The sequence below is a fragment of the Pseudobacillus wudalianchiensis genome, from assembly GCF_001685015.1.
Lineage (GTDB): Bacteria > Bacillota > Bacilli > Bacillales > Domibacillaceae > Pseudobacillus > Pseudobacillus wudalianchiensis.
This window is the reverse complement of sequence record NZ_MAYT01000004.1, coordinates 45,228-65,819: the sequence shown is the minus strand read 5'-3', so window position 1 is coordinate 65,819 and position 20,592 is coordinate 45,228. Positions and strand designations below refer to the sequence as shown.

21 protein-coding genes are annotated in these 20,592 nt (G+C 40.4%); 15 read left to right on the top strand and 6 right to left on the bottom strand.

The genetic code is table 11. The features are described from left to right. Window positions 1-21 precede the first annotated feature (21 nt). The 3 genes from A8F95_RS05995 to A8F95_RS05985 form a co-directional block, all read right to left on the bottom strand. Window positions 22-720 carry a YetF domain-containing protein gene (locus tag A8F95_RS05995; RefSeq protein WP_065409717.1) on the bottom strand — a complete coding sequence of 233 codons (699 nt, stop codon included), beginning with the start codon at window positions 718-720 and terminating at the stop codon, window positions 22-24. 161 nt (window positions 721-881) lie between these two features. Then, on the bottom strand, window positions 882-1,277 hold the full coding sequence (locus tag A8F95_RS05990; protein ID WP_065409716.1) for a DUF1259 domain-containing protein: 396 nt from the start codon (window positions 1,275-1,277) through the stop codon (window positions 882-884). Window positions 1,278-1,351: 74 nt separating this feature from the next. Beyond that, window positions 1,352-2,188: a YheC/YheD family protein gene (locus A8F95_RS05985; protein WP_065409715.1), complete on the bottom strand. Its 837-nt coding sequence runs from the start codon at window positions 2,186-2,188 to the stop codon at window positions 1,352-1,354. Between the two features lie 260 nt (window positions 2,189-2,448). Between A8F95_RS05985 and A8F95_RS05980 the strand changes: the two genes are divergently transcribed. Continuing rightward, window positions 2,449-3,108, top strand: a complete 660-nt coding sequence (locus tag A8F95_RS05980) for a response regulator (RefSeq protein ID WP_065409714.1) — start codon at window positions 2,449-2,451, stop codon at window positions 3,106-3,108. A gap of 107 nt (window positions 3,109-3,215) precedes the next feature. Continuing rightward, a complete protein-coding gene (locus A8F95_RS05975) occupies window positions 3,216-3,620 on the top strand; it encodes a universal stress protein (protein ID WP_065409713.1) in 405 nt (134 codons plus the stop codon). Between the two features lie 24 nt (window positions 3,621-3,644). On the opposite strand, the gene A8F95_RS05970 is transcribed toward A8F95_RS05975, so the two are convergent. Continuing rightward, window positions 3,645-6,389, bottom strand: coding sequence for a hybrid sensor histidine kinase/response regulator (locus A8F95_RS05970; RefSeq protein ID WP_065409712.1), 2,745 nt, complete (start codon window positions 6,387-6,389; stop codon window positions 3,645-3,647). A gap of 193 nt (window positions 6,390-6,582) precedes the next feature. Here A8F95_RS05970 and A8F95_RS05965 point away from each other — a divergent pair, with 193 nt between their 5' ends. From A8F95_RS05965 to A8F95_RS05915, 11 genes are all read left to right on the top strand, one after another. Further along, entirely contained in the window at window positions 6,583-7,026 is a 444-nt protein-coding gene (locus A8F95_RS05965) for a universal stress protein (RefSeq protein WP_065409711.1), read from the top strand. Between the two features lie 117 nt (window positions 7,027-7,143). Continuing rightward, window positions 7,144-7,584 (top strand): universal stress protein, encoded by a 441-nt coding sequence (locus tag A8F95_RS05960; protein WP_065409710.1) that lies wholly within the window; start codon window positions 7,144-7,146, stop codon window positions 7,582-7,584. A gap of 201 nt (window positions 7,585-7,785) precedes the next feature. Beyond that, window positions 7,786-8,685: a DUF2935 domain-containing protein gene (locus tag A8F95_RS05955; RefSeq protein WP_049659906.1), complete on the top strand. Its 900-nt coding sequence runs from the start codon at window positions 7,786-7,788 to the stop codon at window positions 8,683-8,685. Between the two features lie 39 nt (window positions 8,686-8,724). Further along, complete coding sequence (locus A8F95_RS05950; protein WP_049659907.1) at window positions 8,725-9,063, top strand: YmaF family protein; 339 nt, start codon at window positions 8,725-8,727, stop codon at window positions 9,061-9,063. A 99-nt stretch (window positions 9,064-9,162) separates the two neighbouring features. Beyond that, window positions 9,163-9,612, top strand: coding sequence for a hypothetical protein (locus tag A8F95_RS05945; protein ID WP_065409709.1), 450 nt, complete (start codon window positions 9,163-9,165; stop codon window positions 9,610-9,612). 281 nt (window positions 9,613-9,893) lie between these two features. Next, a complete protein-coding gene (locus A8F95_RS05940) occupies window positions 9,894-10,415 on the top strand; it encodes a sigma-70 family RNA polymerase sigma factor (RefSeq protein ID WP_245671153.1) in 522 nt (173 codons plus the stop codon). Beyond that, entirely contained in the window at window positions 10,402-11,208 is an 807-nt protein-coding gene (locus tag A8F95_RS05935) for a hypothetical protein (RefSeq protein ID WP_065409708.1), read from the top strand. Before A8F95_RS05940 ends, A8F95_RS05935 begins: the two co-directional genes overlap by 14 nt. Before the next feature lie 237 nt (window positions 11,209-11,445). Further along, window positions 11,446-12,528, top strand: coding sequence for a hypothetical protein (locus A8F95_RS05930; RefSeq protein WP_065409707.1), 1,083 nt, complete (start codon window positions 11,446-11,448; stop codon window positions 12,526-12,528). Between the two features lie 51 nt (window positions 12,529-12,579). Beyond that, on the top strand, window positions 12,580-14,367 hold the full coding sequence (locus A8F95_RS22355; RefSeq protein WP_065409706.1) for a hypothetical protein: 1,788 nt from the start codon (window positions 12,580-12,582) through the stop codon (window positions 14,365-14,367). A 201-nt stretch (window positions 14,368-14,568) separates the two neighbouring features. Further along, window positions 14,569-15,126 carry a flavodoxin family protein gene (locus tag A8F95_RS05920; protein WP_065409705.1) on the top strand — a complete coding sequence of 186 codons (558 nt, stop codon included), beginning with the start codon at window positions 14,569-14,571 and terminating at the stop codon, window positions 15,124-15,126. Between the two features lie 115 nt (window positions 15,127-15,241). Continuing rightward, on the top strand, window positions 15,242-15,664 hold the full coding sequence (locus A8F95_RS05915; RefSeq protein ID WP_065409704.1) for a YugN family protein: 423 nt from the start codon (window positions 15,242-15,244) through the stop codon (window positions 15,662-15,664). A 103-nt stretch (window positions 15,665-15,767) separates the two neighbouring features. Here A8F95_RS05915 and A8F95_RS05910 read toward each other — a convergent pair whose 3' ends face one another. Together A8F95_RS05910 and A8F95_RS05905 are read right to left on the bottom strand one after the other, a co-directional pair. Then, window positions 15,768-16,364 (bottom strand): hypothetical protein, encoded by a 597-nt coding sequence (locus tag A8F95_RS05910; RefSeq protein ID WP_065409703.1) that lies wholly within the window; start codon window positions 16,362-16,364, stop codon window positions 15,768-15,770. 203 nt (window positions 16,365-16,567) lie between these two features. Beyond that, complete coding sequence (locus A8F95_RS05905; protein ID WP_065409702.1) at window positions 16,568-17,035, bottom strand: hypothetical protein; 468 nt, start codon at window positions 17,033-17,035, stop codon at window positions 16,568-16,570. A 474-nt stretch (window positions 17,036-17,509) separates the two neighbouring features. On the opposite strand from A8F95_RS05905, the gene A8F95_RS05900 reads away from it, so the two are divergent. Together A8F95_RS05900 and A8F95_RS05895 are read left to right on the top strand one after the other, a co-directional pair. Beyond that, entirely contained in the window at window positions 17,510-19,165 is a 1,656-nt protein-coding gene (locus A8F95_RS05900) for an amidohydrolase (RefSeq protein ID WP_065409701.1), read from the top strand. A 109-nt stretch (window positions 19,166-19,274) separates the two neighbouring features. Next, window positions 19,275-20,540 carry an MFS transporter gene (locus tag A8F95_RS05895; RefSeq protein ID WP_077247238.1) on the top strand — a complete coding sequence of 422 codons (1,266 nt, stop codon included), beginning with the start codon at window positions 19,275-19,277 and terminating at the stop codon, window positions 20,538-20,540. Window positions 20,541-20,592: the final 52 nt, after the last annotated feature.

Below are 20,592 nucleotides of genomic sequence, written 5' to 3'. Positions count from 1 at the left end.
GAGTATAACTAAGCCTCAAATCTAATGAAGCACGTCCTGATTACGATCAATATACAAAGTGCCATCTTGTTGAACTTCTGCGTAAAAGACGTCAGAAATAGAGTGGATGCCAGCGGCTTGCAACTGCTGCTCTAACCAGTCCGTGTCCAAGTTTAATTTTCTTAAATTGTCCCCATTTATTTTTCCGTCAGAAATAACAGACATTGCAATAGGGAAAGCATGAATATGAGCTGGTTGAACATTCATATCACTCTTAGTTAATGATTGGTTTTCTTCCTTTTTCATAGCCGAAAGACTGCCATCCGTTTCGAAAATGGCATAATCTACTTCAGCAATGGAAAAGATATTTTTCTTTCTCAATAAACCAATCAGAGAATCTATATCAAGACGGGCTTTACGGAGTGCGTCCTCCATGATTTGGCCTTTTCTAATCACAATAATGGGTTGTCCAACAATAAGAAGGCGGGCCTTTTCGGATTTTATATCTAAAAAACCAAGGAAAAGGGTGAAAGCACTCCAACCAATCAAGGCGATTACCCCATTCCGGATACTTAGTGTGGGGTCAATGGCAAGAGAGGCGCCGATTGTGCCGATTGAAATAGCTGACACAAAATTAAAAAAGGTCATTTGTGAGATTTCTTTTCTCCCCATGATCCTCGTTAAACTTAATAAAGTAACAAAAGAAATAGCTAATCTAAGTATTAGTACTGCAACAGACAATCGTTAACCCCCTCACATAGAACGTGTAACTTCTTATCTTATTATTTCGGATTTCTTTGTTTTCATTCATCTATGTCTATTAAAGGGGGGACAAAAATCGTAGCTTAGGAATGATACAATCAGAAATCATATTGCCAAGAAGAGAGGGCTAAGCCAATATTTTAGATAATCTTTAGAGCATGGAAGGCTTCGGCTGCTTTCCGGGCGAAAGATAGTGGAGGTTCGACAGATTGGAAGTGAATATACAAAATGTTTGGTTTCGCATAAAGCCAATGATTGTGTAAAGCACTGATGATGAATCCATTTTTGATGAGAATGCTTGTAAAGAGAGGGACCTCTTCTTCCAAAAGGACACATTCCCCAAGGTTAAGCGCGTTGCCGTCACGATCTAACGATTCAAACATGATTTCTGTATGGAGCTCACCGCGGCTTGGGCGGCCTTGGATGGTAACATGGAGGTCACGATGAAGTTCTACAGAGCAAACACCATGTTCAATCGTTGGCTTTGTATTGAATAGTTGAGCGTACTGTTGACAAAGTGTGTTGAAAGGAATCATAGGAAATCTCCTCATTCATTTTTTTACAGTATATGTTTGAAAGAACCGCTTAGTGAGTTGTACGGCATTTGACTCTATTTGGGGTCGCTGTTGTTATCTTTCAAGCTTTCCTCGTAAAGTTCTAACAGTTTTTGGATCGTTTGTCCGTTGATTCTTTCCTTTCTTTTGACCATATCATTAAAGTATGTTTTATCAGGAAGCTCCTCGAATAATGTTTGATCTGGCCCTCCTAATAGGTCGTTCGTGTTAACCTCAATGAGCCACAATCCTCCGCTGCGATCGACTCCGAAATCTATTCCAGCTTCTAGAAAAAAATAATGTTGATCTAATTGATCGCAAATATGCATAGAAGCTGCGGCTAAATCTTGTGTAATTTTGGGGGCAAGGCCTTCAAATAATAAGGACAAAACATCAACGGTAGGCTTCACAGATCCGTTGCTTATAGCAACATTAGAGACAACAGAACCTGATCCTCCCATCCGAACCAAGTCTCCTGAGTAGATCCATCCGTCTTCTAAATCGTGCTGCATATGTGTTCGGATATCGAAGGGACGGTTGTCGCAGGTAATTAAAGGAGCCTCCTGCTGGATAATACAGAGCTCATCACCATAGGATGACAATAATTCAGTAAACAAGTGGTCTAGAGCAATAAAGCTTTTCGATGGCTGTCCTTGGAGTGTCCAAACGAGTTGCTGCTTCTGTTTCGTAACTTTACTAATGTTTTGTCCTCCCCATGAAGCAACTGGCTTAATAAAGACCGATTGGTAAAGGTTTATATAATTCTCTAGAGATGGCAAGGAAAACATATCGGTACGCGGTATAGTGAAATAAGGAACCGTCTTCTCATTCATCATTTGATGCATTTCCCACTTATTAAAAAACGCTCGGTCAGAATCAAATATTGGCGTCACCTTTCTTTATCCCACCTTTGTATTTATCTATTTTTAACGTGCACTTTTTCAACGGATCTAGAGTCAATAAGCTTCAATCGACTATGAGAGCGTTTATTACGTCTTTATAGAGGTATGCAAAAATGAAAAAAGTGCATAGGCAGCGTTGCAGGGAGGTGAGAGGCCATTTCCTTTTTAGATGAAGCAGATGAGACTCGTCACCTTTGCCTTTAAATGCTAAAATACAAAACATAGAGGTTTAGAGGCCGGGAGGTAAGGGAATGCAGGTTATTCGCACTCTGATTGTAGATGATCACGCGATCGTTAGAACTGGTGTAAAAATGCTTCTTGGAAAAAAGGAACACATTGAAGTGGTTGGTGAAGCGGCTGATGGACAGGAGGCGATTGAGAAGGCTTTGTCCCTTCAACCAGATCTCATCATTATGGATCTTAGCATGCCTCCTGGAAAAAACGGATTGGAAGCCACAAGGGAGTTAAAGAAATCCCTTCCCGAAACGCATGTGTTAATTCTTACGATGCATGATGATGAGAATGACTTATTTCGCGTCGTTCAGGCAGGAGCTTCAGGTTATATTTTAAAAAATGCGATTGATTCAGAATTATTTTCAGCTGTTGATGCTGTATTGAGGGGCCAGGTGTACTTATATCCTTCTGCAGCAAAGTCGTTAGTAGAAGACTTTCTAGAAGGTGTAAAGCGTGGAGAAGATCTTTCTAAATATAAACTATTAAGCAATCGGGAAGAGGAGGTTCTCGTCTTCATTGCAAAAGGCTACAGCAATAAAGAAATTGCCGAGATTTTGCATATTAGCGTTAAGACGGTAGAGACTCATAAAAGTAAAATAATGGATAAGTTAGACCTCCAAAAAAAGCATGAGCTCGTTGCTTATGCCATAAAAAAAGGGCTGCTCAGTTTAGAATAATCTAGTCATATATCATGTTAATAAAAAGGAAATATCAGGGGAATTCCTGATATTTTTTTATTTAGCCTATCCTTATAATAAAAATTAATAATTAGGGAGGGCTATTTATGTACAAAAATATATTAATATATGCAGATAATGCCGAAGATGCACTGAATGCAGTGAAAAGCGTGACAAATGAGACACCCTGTCCTTCAATAGAAATGATCACTTTTCTTTATATATTTCCTGTTTCTCATCAGTTGGAAGAAATTATCCAGGAGGGGATAAAGCTTGAAGAAAAGCTTTATGCTAATTCCTCTTTTGTTGAAGAAGCCTGCCGTTATTTAGACAAATTAGAGATCAAACACCAGAAGCTGGTTCGCATTGGAAACCCTTCTCAAGAAATAGCCTTAATTACTCAGTCCGATCGTTATGACTTATTGATTACAGCTAAAGCAGAAAGTAAAGAGACTTTAAAGTCTATTGCCCAAAAAGCAAGATGTCCCGTGCTGATTTTAAATAAAAAATGAGAAGAGTAGCAGAAACTCTTCTCATCAAAGTTTTAATTGTTGTACAAAGCTGCGAATATCATTGAAATGCTGGATAAGCTGCTCGAAATTAGATAAGACGGCATCCCAATCTTCTATTTTGGCAGCTTGTTCTACAGCCTTGCTTAATTCGGTGAGCTTCTCCGCATAAATAACAGCGGCAGACCCTTTAAGGCTATGCGCTATTTCTGCGGTTTCCTTTCCCAGTCTTTCCTCCATCGCCTGTTGCAGATTTTCTATAAAGTCAGGAGTCGTAGTGACAAACATATCTAGAAGCTCTTTCACCATACTTTCCTCTCCATAGCTTTCCAGAAGGCGGCTGATAGAGAGAGGGGGGCTCTCCTGAACGGGTTCCGTTTTCTGACTGGCCGTCTCACCTGTGGGCATCCATCGCTGCAGAACTTCCCGGAGCTTTTCGATATTAACCGGTTTGCTGATATAATCATCCATATCCGCTTTTAAATACTTTTCTCGATCGCTCTTCATCGCATTTGCAGTCATGGCGATAATAGGTATTCGCTTGTTCGGAAGTGTGTTCTTTCGGATCGTTTTTGTAGCTTCGATTCCGTCCATCTCCGGCATTTGAATATCCATTAAAATTAAAGCATAGTCTCCTTCAGCTACTTTCTCAACCGCCTCCCGGCCATTTGTGACAATATCTGCTTTATACCCCAATTTTTCCAGCTGGAAGAAAGCGACCTTGCGATTCATTGGATTGTCTTCCACGAGAAGAATCGGATGGTCCTGATTTAGTACTTCGGATGGCATTGCTTTGCTGTCAGAACCGCTTCTATTTGTTTCCATTGCCTCTTCCGGTATAGGGCGGACTAAGTTCGCTATACAATCAAATAGCTGCGATTGTTTTACTGGCTTGGAAAGATAAGCATCATACTTAGAAGTGCTTAAATCACTCTTATTGTCATTAAAATCCGTTATTAAAATGAGATGGAGCCGTGATAAATAAGGAGTCTGCTTCACGATTTGAGCAAATGTATCATGGTTCATGCCAGGATTGTCAAGGTGAACAATCGCAAGATCATAGGGTGTATTGTTAACAGCCTCTTTTTGCAATTCTGCCAATGCATCAATTCCATTTTCCGCACTTTTGTTGGTCATTCCCCATGAACTAATGTACTTTTGTAAAATTTCGCGTGCTCCTGGATCGTCGTCTACAATTAACACACGCAGGTTTTCAAGTGTCGTATCGATCGTTCGTTTCTCAATTACCTTAGACGATTCCGGAATGGGAAACGGAATGTTAAACCAAAAGGTTGAGCCGTTTCCTTTTTCGCTTTCCACACTGATTTCTCCAGCCATTAATTCTACAAGTCGTTTGGATATCGCCAATCCAAGGCCTGTACCGCCGAATTTGCGGGTGGTGGAGCCGTCTGATTGGATAAAAGGTTCAAATAAACGGGTTTGTTCACCGTCTGAAAGACCGATTCCTGTGTCAATAATGGCAAAGTGAATGACAGCTTTCCCATCGTCATCTATTTCCCTTAAAATGGCTCTGATCAGGACACTTCCTTTTTCGGTAAATTTAACGGCATTGTCAGATAGATTAAGAAGAACTTGACGCAGTCTTCCTGGATCCCCTATAAGCAAGCTTGGAATCGAAGGATCGATATAGGTTAGAAGGGAGATCTCTTTATGGCGAGCCTTTGGCAATAGAATTTCGGCGATGCCTTCTACTAATGGAGTGGGGGAAAATGGTACTTGCTCGATGGTCATTTTTCCTGCTTCCATTTTAGAGTAATCGAGAATGTCATTAATAATCGTTAAGAGAGCGTGAGACGCCTCCCGGATGATGCTGATATATTCCCGTTGTTCATTATTAAGCGGGGTATCCACTAATACGTCGACCATTCCAATGATCCCGTTCATCGGTGTCCGAATTTCATGGCTCATGTTTGCGAGAAATTGCGATTTTAGCTCCGAAGCCTCAAGGGCTTGGTCACGGGCTAAGGCCAATGCCTCTTCCATTTTTTTTCGGTCTGTAATATCAATGCCGGACCCGACTACCTCATAAACAAGACCTTCTGCAAAAATGGGGGAAAGAGAGATGTAGAATACTTTTCCGGCAAACGACCATTCGTAGTTGACGTTCTCCCCTTCGAAAGCCTGTTTGTGATAGTCTTCTAACTCCATAGCTATATAGTTAGGAAAAATTTCGGCTGGCGTTTTGTTGAAAGTATTGGCAGTCGTTAAGCCAATTTCTTGCGCATTTTGCCCTTCAATAAACTGATAAACAATTTTTCCATTTTTATCTTTTCTTAATTTAAATATAAGGTTTTGAAGGTTCTTAACGGTGTGTTCAAAATTGTCTCGGAGTGCTTTTTCTAAAGCTGCTTCAGTTTCTTTTCGTTCTGTAATGTCTTTAACAATTCCTACAAAGTGTATTTCTTCCCCGATGAAAAACTTTGTAACCGCTAGATCCATAGGGAAAGTAGAGCCGTCTTTACGTTTCCCGGTTACTTCACGTCCGATCCCAATGATTTTCGCTTCGCCGGTTTCTACGTAACTGTTAACATACGAATCGTGTTCGCTCCTATAGGGTTCGGGCATTAATGTATTCACTTTTTCTCCAATGACTTCTTCAGAAGAATATCCGAATATTTTTTCCGCCGCAGGATTGAACGATTCTATGATGCCTTGTCGATTAATGGTAATAATTCCATCCAACACATTGTCAATGACTAATTGGGCAACTTGTTCCCATTCAGCCCATCCATTCTTCTGTTTATAATTCATTGCCTTCTCCTTTAACTAGCAGTGCTTTTCAGTTATTTTACAAAAAAATAACAGGCCCTTCCACCAGTCTGTGTTGAAAAAGGGGGAATAAGGGTAAATAGTACCAAAAATAAGGGAATATCCTGATATCAGAAGAATGGTTTATTTTATATGATAGAAATTAAGAAAAACAAGATTTTACGGAGGGGATATCATGACAAAGTATCAAAACATTCTCGTGGCGGTTGACGGTTCAAAGGAAGCTCAGCGGGCATTAGTAAAAGCAGCAGATATGGCAGTTGGCAACGGTGCTCATTTAATTATTGCTCATGTAGTAGATGCGGCTCTGTATCTACCAGTCGAGCAATACAGGGATGCCATTACGGCAGGGACAGAAAAATACGGCCGAGAGCTGCTCGAACGTTATGAAAAAGAAGCCAAACAATTTGGTGTAGAAAACGTAAGTACCGTTCTGAAAACGGGTTCTCCGAAGGCAGAAATTCCAGGGAAAATAGCAGCGGAATATGAGGCAGATCTTATTGTGGTGGGGGCGACTGGTTTAAACGCAATTGAACGATTCTTTCTCGGCAGCGTGTCAGAAGCCATTATTCGCCATGCGCCATGTGATGTTTTAGTTATAAGAAGCGAACGATCATAAAGATAGATAAAGAAATAAGAGAAATTGTAAAATCAGGGAATATCCTGATACTCGAAGTACGTTCTGTTCTATATTATAGAAATCAAAGATAACCATTTTTTCCTGGAGGGGATATGTATGACACAGTACCAAAACATTCTCGTAGCTGTTGATGGATCAGAGGAAGCAAAAACAGCTTTAATTAAAGCAGCAAAGATTGCGGCTGAGGACAAGGCCCAGTTAATTATTACTCACGTTATAGACATGCGCTATTTTGCTAGATTTCAATTGTATGATGATGGCTCTATTATCACACAAGCGAAAACACACGGCCAGGAGCTGCTTGAAGGCTATAAAGAAGAAGCCAAACAATTTGGCGTAGAAAAGGTTGGTACCGCTCTTGAATTTGGTTCCCCACGATCAGAAATACCAGGGGCCATTGCAAAGAAGTACGAAGCCGACTTAATTGTAGTAGGGGCAACTGGTTTAAATGCAATCGAAAGAGCGTTAATCGGAAGTGTATCCGAAGCCATTATTCGTCATGCGGCATGTGATATCCTCGTTGTCAGAAATCGTTAAGTTAAAGTGTCGTATACTGTAAAAAGGCCTTCTATTAGTTTACTAAACTAATAGAAGGCCTTTTATATTGCCCGAAATTATTCATTAGAGCATGAGTAGTTGTCTCGTGACCAGTCTTTCAACAAAATTTTGGGGGTAAAACATAATTTGATTCCTGACTAAATATGATGAGTAATAAAACTGTTATAACGGAGGTGAAATATGCAAAATCAACCACAGCTGCCTGGCCATGTCAGCATGGATCAATTTAATCAGATGTTAGTTTCACCTGAATCGTTCGCTGCAAAGCCCGAGTCTCTTACTGAACAAATGTTTGTTGAGCGTTCACTGACCGAGAATAGGTTTTGGCTCAGGATTATGAAGGAGCACGCTTTATTTTTAGGTGAAGGGTTTAATCGGAAAGATACCCAGCTCATACAACAAACAGACAGATTTCATTACTATTTTGAGCAACAGGAAAAAAAAGCGCATCAAGTACCGAATAATGTAACCTTAGTAAGAAAGTTAAATGAAGAAAGCATAGAATTGGTCCACGGTTTCCGGAACTTTAAAAGAAATCTATTAATTATGATCATAAATTGTAAAATAAGCGGATTTAATTTTCCTTTGCTTGTTGATCATATTGCAAGGGAAGCTGAATATTTTATGAGAACGTTAAAAAAGTTTAACAAGGGAATTTTAGAGCCTATCCAGGATGCCATCATTAATGAAAACGTATTTTGGCTGAAAATCATGATGGAACATTCTCGTTTTATTGCTTCGCTACTGGATCAGTCAGAAAGGAATTTAGTGAATACAGCGAGAAAATTTGGCGATGATTTTGAGGTGCTTCTAAACCAAGCAAGAGATGTAGAATCAATGTTATATCATAAGCAGCCGACCTATCCGATTATCGGAAGGATGAATAAAGAAAGTGAAAGCGCTGCGACGGAACTGCGGGCATTTAAGAAAACTGGACTGGATCTTATTCGATCTTGCCAGATTCGTAATGTTATAAATCCTTTGTTAGCAGACCATGTTTTACGAGAAGCGGATCATTTCCTCTACATGATTCATGTTTTGGAAGAGAGATTAAATAAAAAAATGGCAGAACAGCGCTGACAACAGCTAACGGTTATTATTTTTAGAAGAGGTGAGGATATGCCGAAAATATCAAGAGAAGATTTCGTTCAAGGGTTTGTGCCGAATCATAATCACGGTTCAGTTGATTACACTTCGGTTGAGGCTGGCCATGTTCATCAGTGCTTAGATGTTACTTCCCCGCCAATACAGACTCAGGATGATAACCATATCCATTATACGGAGGGCTATGTCGTCTTCGAAGATGGTCATAACCACTATTATAAGGCGTATTCTGGACCAGCAATACCAGTCGGAAATGGAATGCACGTCCATTATTACGATTTTTATACGAGTGAAAATGACGGACATCGGCATCATGTGAGGGGAGTAGACCAGCCTGCTCCGGGTAATAAGTAAAAGTTAGATTTTTCCTCCTTTTAGCAGGAATTTTACAAAATGATGGTGTAAAATTAAGGGAACAACAGTGAGCCATGAAACAGCATGGAGGAGAAAAGAGTGAAAGTAGAGTTAATCGTAGATAGAGATTCGGTACATGCTGGAGACGATGGATATTCCCATAGAAAATCGATTGTGTTAACGGAAGATCTCCCTGTTAAACAATTGGTTGAGCGGTTAATTTTAAATCGAGAGTTTAACTTAGCCCTAATCTCCGGTGGGGAAGTGTTATGGAATGCAGAAGTGAACGGGTTATGCGTTGCTCAGGTCATTCAAAATGAAGACTATAGCTACGAGATATATGGAGTGAACCGTCTCATTTCAGATTATCGGAATGATGACAATAAAGTCGGCCTTACATTTTATTATTTCAGCTATTCCGGTAAACACAAGTTTACTGAGAAGGAAAAAGAAAGTTCTATTCACTTTCCGTGGTCACCTATTTATTATTGGTCGGGTCTTGATACAGCTAAAGAAAGAAAAGTCTACCAGGGCAAATGGGGCGTTTGAACGACATTTTTTCACCTGACGAATAAAATAAGTTAGAGAAAAAGGCCTTCCATCAGTTTATTCAATTGATGGAAGGCCTTTTTCTTTTACCAACTATTGTATCTCATGATTCTAGGTAAGCAGTCTCGATCCTCTGCAGGATAAAAACTTTTCAAAATATTAATCAAATATGAACTATTTTCATGACGATGGAACCAAAACAATTTAAATTTGCCTCTAATAAATGTAATACATAATGGAATGGAAGGTGAAGAATCTTGGAAAACACTATGAGGCTTGATGTGATAAAGGCTCAGAAAGGTGATAAAGAAGCCTTTTGCCGATTAATTAAACAAGTTGAGCCCAGTCTTTATCGAATGGCTTCTTCGATTATGAAATCTGAACAAGAATGTTTGGATGCTGCCCAGGAAGCTGTATTAAAGGCATACCTGTCGATTGGGTCTCTTAAAAGCCCACAGTACTTCAAGACATGGATTACGAGAATTTTAATAAGAGAGTGTACGAGAATCCTAAAGGAACGTAAAAAAGTGGTGCATTTCGATCATGTAGAAGCAAGAGAAAATCATTTGCCGCCCCATGAACAGGGAGATTACGTACAAGAAGCGATAGAGATGTTGGAAGATGACCACCGTATCGTGATTACTCTGTACTATTTTCAAGATCTCTCTGTTAAAGAAATTGCGAAAATTATTCAACAGTCTGAAGGAACGGTGAAGTCCAGGTTGAGCAGAGCGAGGAAAAAGTTAGAGAAAGTAATGGTAAGGGATATTCCATTAGGAGGCATAAGACATGAATCAATTTAAATTAGATCAAGAAATGGAAGAGTTGTTGAGTCGAAAAAAAAATGAGGAAGTCCCAAATTTTTTTAGCCAGGGAATTGATGAGGCTTTAGCTAGCCTGCCTTCAACTGTCCAGACAGAGAGGAAGAGAGGGAAGAAGCGTGGATGGATGCAAGTAGCTGCTGTTTCTGGGGTGCTGGCAGCGGGGATTATCGCCTCCAGTATGGCCTCTCCTGCTATGGCAGCTGTATTAAAAAAAGTACCGGTACTCAGCTATATTTACTCTGTTACGTATAAAGAGGTGGATGAAGAAACACAGCCTCCGCACACTATCAGTGGTTCGCAATATGGATTTGGAGAAAAAGGACCGTTTAATGCTGGAGAGCCAGAGGTTAAATCTTTTGACGGGTATACAAAGGAACTAAAAGAATATATCGGAATTCAAATTCCTGAATTAAAGACTGAAGAAGGTCATTTGTCTATAAGAGTAGCAAAATACAATGAGGGACAGTTTGACATTCATGCTTTTAATGAAGATGGCGTGTTAAATGTTGTAACCGATCCGGATAACCTTCCTTCCTTTGAGGGGGCAAGTGTCCATTCCGTTGTAAAAGAAAGTAAAACGTTGCATGGTGTGAAGGCGGAGGTTCTTTCTTATCAATTTAGTAAGACAGATGAAAGCAATCGAACGAATTATGTAGTGTGGAAACGAGACCGCTTGTTGTTTATTCTAGCAAGCACATTAAAGGTTGATGAACTCGTTAAAAAGGCTGAAGCTATTGATCGTCAGCTGTTGGAGATAAAGGAGAATCAATAAATCAGTGCCGACAGAAAGGTACATCTCTTAATGAGGCAGGTGTGCCTTTTTTGATGAATGCTGAAGTGAAAATGGATACGTTTCCATTAAATTACTTTATATGGTTTAGGTATAGGTTAAAAGGCAGTTAGTGAAAAGGAATCGTTTTTATTTTCTGACTAAAAAAACCATCACAAATGAAGAATCCTATGGTATTAATAAAAAGACATACTATTGGATTTGAAAGGGGGTGAATTGATGCACCTTCAGCGATTCGTTTTAAGCGGCTTACTTATAGGAGCGGCTTGGTTCTTACCAACGAATGCATTTGCCGAAAAAGCGGATCTTGTTCCGAAACAGCCTGTTGTAAAAGAATTAACAATGAAGGCAGCCGCTGTTGCACAAGAGCAAGTTAAAAAGAGCAAAGAGGAAATTTCTAACGCTCAAGCAAAGATGGAGAGAGAAGTTCCCGGAAAAAAAGAGCCGGTTGTTTCACCTTCTCCTCAAACAGGATCTGTTAAACCTGCTCAACTTATAAAAACATTGCCGGAGCAGGCGAGCAGCCAGGCAAAAACAGCTGTACAAGCTGTTGAGAAAACGGTTAAACAGACTAGCAAGGAACTTTTACCTGAGAAAGCAATAGCGAATCCAGGGAAAAAGAAAGGGCTGCTTATGAAGAAGGAAGCGTTGCCTGTTCGTAAAAAGAAGCCTGTCCAACAGGGGAAAGCTTCAGAAAACATCGAACCGGTTAAGCCGGCTTTAAGTGAAAAACCTTCTAGTGAGCCTCTACAGCGTCCTGAACCTGAAGAAATGACACAGAAACAGGCTTCAAAAGCTGTTAAGCCTTCTGATAACACTCGGATTCAGCTTGCTAGTACAGCTAAGGCTCAATCAGCTAACCAATCCGAGGAAGAACCTGCTAGCAAAACTGCAGCAACACCGGTAAATGAGGATAAAGACAAACCGGCTAGTAATGTTAAAGGCAAGCTTGTTCATCAAACTAACGCTCAACCTATAATAAGCAAGAAAAGTAATACCCAATCTCCGCCTGTTTTTGCTGGATTGCCAAAGGAGAACCATTCATCAGGAACGGACAAGCGTGTCCCGCATGAGAAGCAGGCGACTGCCCCTTCACAGTCCAATCAGCATGCAGGGGGATCTTCTAAAGACCGGGCAAAAGCAGGAAATAGTTCTGTCAATTACATAGACAAATGGCTGGATTGGGGGCATTATTGGACACTGGAGATCAGCCAGTCGCATACGTCCCGAATTAAAGAATTTAGCAATCAATGGACGAATGCGCCTCCATCACAGCCGCCAAAATTGTTCCTTTTTTCTTAATACACAAAATCAAAAAAATGATAAGTAAAAGAAAAAAGGAGCGAACAAAAAATGAAAAAAAATATTACAGGAAATAAAGTGGTTAAATCTATCGTGTTGGCAGGAGTACTTTCAGTTGGTGTTTTAGCGGGTGGACAAATAAGTGAAGCAGCTCAAAACGATCAAGCGAAAGGAATCTCTGTTCAAGCACAAGCGAGCGCCCATGCTTCTTTGACGGCAAAAGCTCACGCCGCTTCTAATTCTGCTGTACAGGCAACAGCTACAGCGAAAGAAGTAAAAGCAAAGGTAGAAAAAGAGCTGGCGCAGCCAATGAAACCTGTAGTAAAGAAAAAGCCAGAAGTCGCGGTGAAAGTTGAAGTAAAACAAAACAAATCAGCAGCGAATAAGGCGAACGCGCAAGCAAGCGTACGTGCGAGCGAAGCAGCAAAAGCGCATGCAGCTGTTAACTCTGCTGTATTAGCAACAGGCACAAAAGAAACTGTAAAAAAGACAACTGACAACGTAACAAAAGAGGCAAAAAACGTTGTAGAAAAAACAGCTGATAAAGTGACAGAAGGCACAAAAGATGTTGCAGCAAAGACAACGGATAAAGTGATGGAAGTAAAACAAAATAAATCAGCAGCGAATAAGGCGAACGCGCAAGCAAGCGTACGTGCGAGCGAAACAGCAAAAGCGCATGCAGCTGCTAACTCTGCTGTATTAGCAACAGGCACAAAGGAAGCTGTAGAAAAGACAGCTGATAAAGTAACTGAAGATACAAAAGCAATTGCAGAAAAGACAGCTGATAAAGTAGCTGAAGACACAAAAGCAGTTGTGGAAAAAACAGCTGATAAGGTAGCCGAAGACACGAAATCAGTTGTAGCAAAGACAACGGATAAGGTGACGGAAGATACAAAAGTAAACAAATCAGCAGTAAATAAAGCGAACGCACAAGCAAGTGTACAAGCGAGTGAAGCAGCAAAAGCGCATGCAGCTGTTAACTCTGCTGTATTAGCAACAGGCACAAAAGAAACTGTAAAAAAGACAACTGACAACGTAACAAAAGAGGCAAAAAACGTTGTAGAAAAAACAGCTGATAAAGTGACAGAAGGCACAAAAGATGTTGCAGCAAAGACAACGGATAAAGTGATGGAAGTAAAACAAAATAAATCAGCAGCGAATAAGGCGAACGCGCAAGCAAGCGTACGTGCGAGCGAAACAGCAAAAGCGCATGCAGCTGCTAACTCTGCTGTATTAGCAACAGGCACAAAGGAAGCTGTAGAAAAGACAGCTGATAAAGTAACTGAAGATACAAAAGCAATTGCAGAAAAGACAGCTGATAAAGTAGCTGAAGACACAAAAGCAGTTGTGGAAAAAACAGCTGATAAGGTAGCCGAAGACACGAAATCAGTTGTAGCAAAGACAACGGATAAGGTGACGGAAGATACAAAAGTAAACAAATCAGCAGTAAATAAAGCGAACGCACAAGCAAGTGTACAAGCGAGTGAAACAGCAAAAGCGCATGCAGCTGTTAACTCTGCTGTATTAGCAACAGGCACAAAAGAAGAGATTGAAAAAACAGTTGAGACAGTAACAGAAGGCACAAAAGAAACTGCCGAAAAAACGATTGATGCAGTAAAAGGCACAGAAGAAGCTGTAAAAGAAACAACTGATGCAGTAACTGAAGACACAAAAGAAGTTGTTGAAAATGAAAAAGTAAACGTATCTGCTGCTAACAAATTCAACTCTCAAGCTGGTGAAAAAGCAAGCGTGCAAGCAAAAGCAAATGCTTCCGTAAACTCTGCTGTTCTGGCAACTGAAGTTGAAGTAACTGCAAAAACAAAAGCTGTACAAGCATAATCTGTTTTAGAGAATTGGCTTAGGATAGCTACATAACCCTTATGCGAATCATTTTCTCCGCATAAGGGTTTTTTTGTCTTTGGGCATCTCAATATTTATCTGTTATTTTTATGGATCAATGCAATAGAAGCATTTATCTTTTTTGATAGTGAATTTACGTGTAAAATTTTTCATAAGAAGATACAGAGAGGAATGAGACGGATGAAGATCACTACATTTATAGGAAGCTCTAGAAAAGAAAGCAACAGCGAGTTATTAGCGGATATAGTGACAAAGGAGGTAGAACATCAAAAAATTGACTTGAAGGATTTATCCATTCAGCCTATTCATGATTTACGCCACGCTGACGGCGGTTTTCAATTAGTAGACGATGATTATGACGTCATCATTAAGGCTTTATTGGAAAGTGATACTGTAATTTTCTCTACTCCGATCTATTGGTACACGATGTCTGGCATTATGAAAAACATGATTGACCGGCTAAGCCAGGCGATACGGGATGAACGGTTTCCACAGTTAACCGAACACTTGCAAACGGTAGAAGCTATTGTACTAGCTGTCGGGGGCGATGACCCAAAAATAAAAGGACTGCCCCTCATTCAGCAATTTCAATATACGTTTGATTTCTTAAATATGCGCTTTTCCACTTATATTTTGGGAGAAGGGAACCGGCCAGGCGATATTTTACAAGATGAGCAGGCGCTAGTTCAAGCTGATCTGCTAAACAAACGATTAAAAGAACGGCAGCCGTCAGCTTAGTATGTAAACCTCAATTAAGAGGGATAAAACAAGAAGGTTTTTCTCCTTTATGAATACAGTTTGAAAGATTTTCATGCGGGTAAATGGAAATCAATAACAAAAAAGGAGAGATTCAATGATTAAACTTGAAACAGAGCTAGAAGGAAAGAGGGCCTTATACGGAGAGGTATGCAGCTTATTCGAGAATCACGGGCTCGTCATTGGCGGAAACTGGGAGTTTGACCATGGCATGTTTGATACAACTTTATACAGCGATGAAGGAGAGACCATTTATCTGCGTCTGCCGTTCCAGGTAGAATCCGGCATGCTAGATGAAGAGGATGCTCTGCTCGTTTTTCAAACGCCCTTCGTGATTAAGCACGTTGCCAATATTGGTTTGGACGACGATGAAAGTCCAGCGCTCGCTTCCACAGGATTAGATCAGTTTCAAAGCCCTGATGATAAAGATGCACCGATTCATCAAAAAACAAATTGGGCTTTAGAAGGTGAACAGAAGGTTGCAGCAATAATAGATGAAATCGAATTTAGCCAACTCTAAAAAGCACTGGCTGGCGTAACCGCATAGCCAGCCCTACATAAAGCGCTCTTCTATGATCACTTAGCAGGTTGTACAAGGGATCATATTTATATATCTTCTTATTCTAGTGCTCAATGTTATACAACAAACCCTTTTTTTCTATCTGTTTTCGCAATTCATCGGCAAAAGGAATGTGGGGATCAATGGTAAATCGCACAGGTTGTCTCTCTAGCTCTTTCCGTTCTTTTAAAGAGAGGAGGGCTAATCCAGTTTCGTTGAAGCTTTCTAACTGCAACGCTTTCGCTATAATAAGATCGAAAATATTTATGATGTCAGAAGAACAACCATTCACACTGATAAAGTGCGCTATAAGATCTTTCCATTGTTCTTCGGTCGAGACTAATTGAGTTCTGATGATGTGTTGAAATGAATGACACTTTCTGCAAATAAGCTGAATATCGATTAAATGACAGACTTTATTGATGAAATCGTACTTTTCTACTTCGTGCAAATGCAGGTGCCTTATTTCTTCGTTAGATGCCGGTATCCATTTACAAATGGAGCACTTTGTTCCTTGTTGTTCCAATATGACAGGGCGCAGTTTTTTTCTCCAAAGATGATCGGTAACGGTTTTTCTGACTGTGCTTCCATGAAAAAGTACAGGTTTGGCAGAAGGCAGCAGCTTAAAACCTGTTATACTTAATTCTTTTATCGTTCTCACAGAGTCACCTTACCTTATCCATGTAATTTTAATCTGAATAGAAGCTTTCCTCGTGAATGTTCCTCTATCAAATGAATGATGACAGGGTCATCTTCTCATCTTTTTCCCCATCGACGCTTAATGTATTATTGAAGAGTCGATGCTTTAAAGTCTTGAAGTTATTTATAAATGTATAATCTCAGCTATGCATCTCCTAATAAAGACTAAAAACTTGAGGTTCTCTGCACTTCTTGGAAGGAAGAGGAATCTTCTTCATGGTTCGTCACTTTGAATTCTATCGTTTTAAATGTTTGACCATCCCCAGTCAGTGTAATGGTGGCTTCCTTCTCGTTTTTCCAGGTGACTGAAACATTGGAAGGCTGCAGTGATGATCCATCATGGCGAATGTGACAATCTATATGGCTGTCAGAGTGTTTTATTCTAACTGTAGAGGGTCTAAAAAAAGTTTCTGCCCCTTTTTCAAATACTTCAATTTTATGGACATTATGTGGAGAATGACTGATGACAAGCAGACGCTCCCTAAACGCCGTTTCATAAATAAATTTAGCGCCGAATGAAACAATCGGCACTAATAGGAGAATGGTTAACAGAATTGTCCAAGTAAGACACCCCCGTTTTTCTCCCCTTCTAGTGTACCCTCTCTTGTGATCGAAGTTATCGTACATATTCATGTGAGTCTGTCCTTTTTATCCTATTGTTTAAAATTAAGTTTATCATATATTATCTATTTCACTACTCTATATAGGTAATTTTGAATAGTGAATGTGTACTGTAAATGGTTGGTATTCCCTGATTTATTGGAATTTAGTATAGATTGTAAGTATATTCACTTAAGCAAGAGGGAGATAAGGAGAATATTGGAAGAGAATTCATTCAAATTATCGATAGGTCTTATGAAGTAGTAAGATAAATAGAGATCAAAAATTTATTGAATATTAAAAATTTAGACGTTAAACTTTTAATAACTTAAATTTATCGGAACCCCATGAGGCATTAAATAATAATGGTGAGAGGAGGCTTTTAGATCGAGTTCAAATAATTTTTTAACAACACATATTTGAATTTATTTAGAGCGATCACTTTAAGTCGTGTTTGTAGAGTCTGTCAGGAAACAATCAAATTCATAAATGAAACGGGGATTGTAAATGAGTAAAGTAGATCTCTTATTTAAGAATGCGAACGTGTTGACATTAGACAGCCGAAATTCTCGTGCTGGTTCTGTGGCCGTGTCAGAAGGCAAAATTATCGGTATTTGGAAAGACGCAGAGCCCTCTAAAAGTGAGCTGGAAATAACAGCCCGGACAAATGTAATTGATTTAAAAGGGGCCACTCTCATACCGGGATTTATTGATACCCATAACCACATTTTGGCGTACGGCCAAATGAAAAGCCAGTTGAATTGCGGTACGCCGCCTAATCGAACCATCCACGATATAGTAAAGGCGGTTAGAGCGAAAGCGACAGAAACGCCCAATGGGGAATGGATTCAGGGATACGGTTATGATGACACGCTACTTCAAGAAAAGCGTCATATTACACGAACAGATTTAGACCAAGCTGCCCCTAATCATCCTGTTATCGTTATGCACACTTCCGGCCACTTAGCTGCTGTTAACTCGCTTGCTTTGCAAAGAGGCGGTTTAACGGATACGGTTTCTGATCCGCAAGGCGGTCACTACGGCCGGGATGAGAAAGGGTGTTTGAACGGGGTTTTGTACGAGTCGGCTGCTATGCAGTCAATTATGAATCAGCTGCCTAAAATGACGATGGATGATATGGTCAATGCTTTGGGAGAAGCTGCAAAGGATTATATAGCACAGGGAATTACGACAAATTCAGATGCAGCTATCTTCGGAATAGATGATTTTTCAGCACATGTAAAAGCAGCGGAAAAAGGCGTAAATCCGATGCGCACGCAGCTAATGATTATGCATCATCTTCTCCGTGAAGGGGGAGTATTTGAAGGATATTCGGCCGTTGAATTGGATAGGGAAATTAGAGAGCGGTCAGGCGGCATGGCCAGACTCGACAGCGCGAAGTTATTTCAAGACGGGTCTATTCAAGGCCTGACAGGAGCTTTGCGGAAGCCATATTATCAAAACTCCGAGGTTCTTGGAAACTTGGTTCACCCACAGGAAGTGTTCAATGAAGAGGTGGCTGATCTTCATCAGCGTGGCTTTCGAATCGCCACCCACGGAAACGGGGACCGTGCGATTGGATCGATATTAGAAGCATACGGGTACGCCTTATCAAAACATCAGCGCAGCGATCACCGTCACCGGATTGAACACGTCCAGACCGCCACTCCTGAAGACTTGGCAAAAATGAAAGAGCTCGAAGTAGCTGGCTCCTTCTTCATTAACCACGTGTATTATTGGGGAGACCGTCATGAAAAAATCTTTTTAGGACCAGAACGGGCAAGCCGTATCAGTCCTTTGGCTGAAGCAGTAAAGCTCAACTTGTTGTTTACCCTTCACTCTGATTGTCCGATTACACCTATTTCACCACTATTTTCTGTTTGGGCGGCCGTTAATCGTTTAACAAAAGAGGGGGGAATTCTCGGACCCGAGCAGCGTATTGATGCGATGACAGCCTTGAAATCTATGACGATTTATGGAGCTAAATTGAATTTCGCCGAAAATATCTCGGGAAGTATTGAGATTGGAAAGCAGGCAGACTTTGCCGTGCTGGAGGCAGACCCTACAACAGTGAACCCAGAGGAGATTAAAGATATTTCGATCCTTGCTACCTATATTGATGGACAACCGGTTTACGGACATGAAACGATAAAAACTTCTTGAACTCACTGTGAATTATTCGAAGAAGCCGATTACTCTGGAAAAAGAGCTAAATTGAATGCCAGCTGTAATGGAGTTATTGATGGGCCAATAAATTTTAGGAGGAGTCCATTTGAACGGATCCACATATGGTCTTAACCCAAAAATGATTATATTTTTGCTATTTATGGGTAACTTTATTTCTGGTCTCGATCGCTTTCTTATTAATTACGGAATTGTACACATTTCCAAAGATTTGCAGTTGAACGCTTCTTCAACAGGGTTGATATTAAGTATTTTCTTTTTAGGGTATGCGATTATGCAGCTTCCCGGTGGATGGTTAGCCGATCGTTTTGGTGCTAAGTTAGTAATCTTCATCTCTATCGTTGGTTTTTCCCTCTTTACTGGTTTAACAGGCTTAGCCTGGTCGCTTGCTTCATTAATTGCGATTCGCTTCATTTTTGGCTTGACGGAGGGAAGCTTTTTCCCGGCAGGAGCAAAATTAATTTCTTCCACTATTCCACAAGAACAACGATCTCGAGCGATGTCTTTTTACCTTTCCGCACTAACAGTTGCTGGTGTTGCTGCCCCTTTATTGGCCACAACGATGCTTCTTCAAATCGGCTGGCGAATGATGTTCGTGGTCATTGGAATATGTGGATCTTTAATCGGCTTGCTGTACTGGTTTTATTTAAAACCTAAAAGAGAGCGTCAGCATCAAGAGAATTCAGCATCAATGGCTGGACAAGCTGCCCCTCCTGTAAAAGGTGTATTTAAAGCATTAGCAAAGAAGCCCATCGTATGGAGTTTAATGGTAGCCTCTTTCGCCTATGGCTTCATCAGCTGGGGAACCGCCTCGTGGGTGCCGACTTATTTGGTGAATGAACGCGGCCTTGATTTACGCGCTTTAGGCATTTTGCAAATGATCCCTGCTGTCACAGGATTTGTTTTCTTTCTTTTAGCCGGTTATGTACTGGATAGAGTCAAGGCGGGAAATGAAAAATGGTTCGGGGCTGTCGCTGGAATAGGGATTGCTGTAATGGTTTATTTAATGTTCAATGCTCAGACGATTACAGGTATAGTGATCTATCAATCTATATTGCCGATGTTTGCGGGTGTGCTTTCGGTTGTTATTTTTAGCTTGCCGATCAAGCGTTTGCCAGAAGCTGTGGGTGGATCGGCTGTTGGGATGATTAATCTTGGAATGCAGGTAGCTGGATTTGTCGCTCCTTTATCCATCGGCTTTATGATTGATCTTTTTGACGGTTCCTATAATGGCGTGGTTTGGCTGCTCGTTGCCTTTGGAATTGTTTGCTGTTTAGCTTTCCTTACGCTTACTTCCGATAAAGAGAATGTACCTGAAGAAAATATCGAACCGAGTATTCCAGTCAGCAGATAAATAAAAAGACGGAGAATTGTCCAAACAATTCCCCGTTTTTTTGTGCTTATAG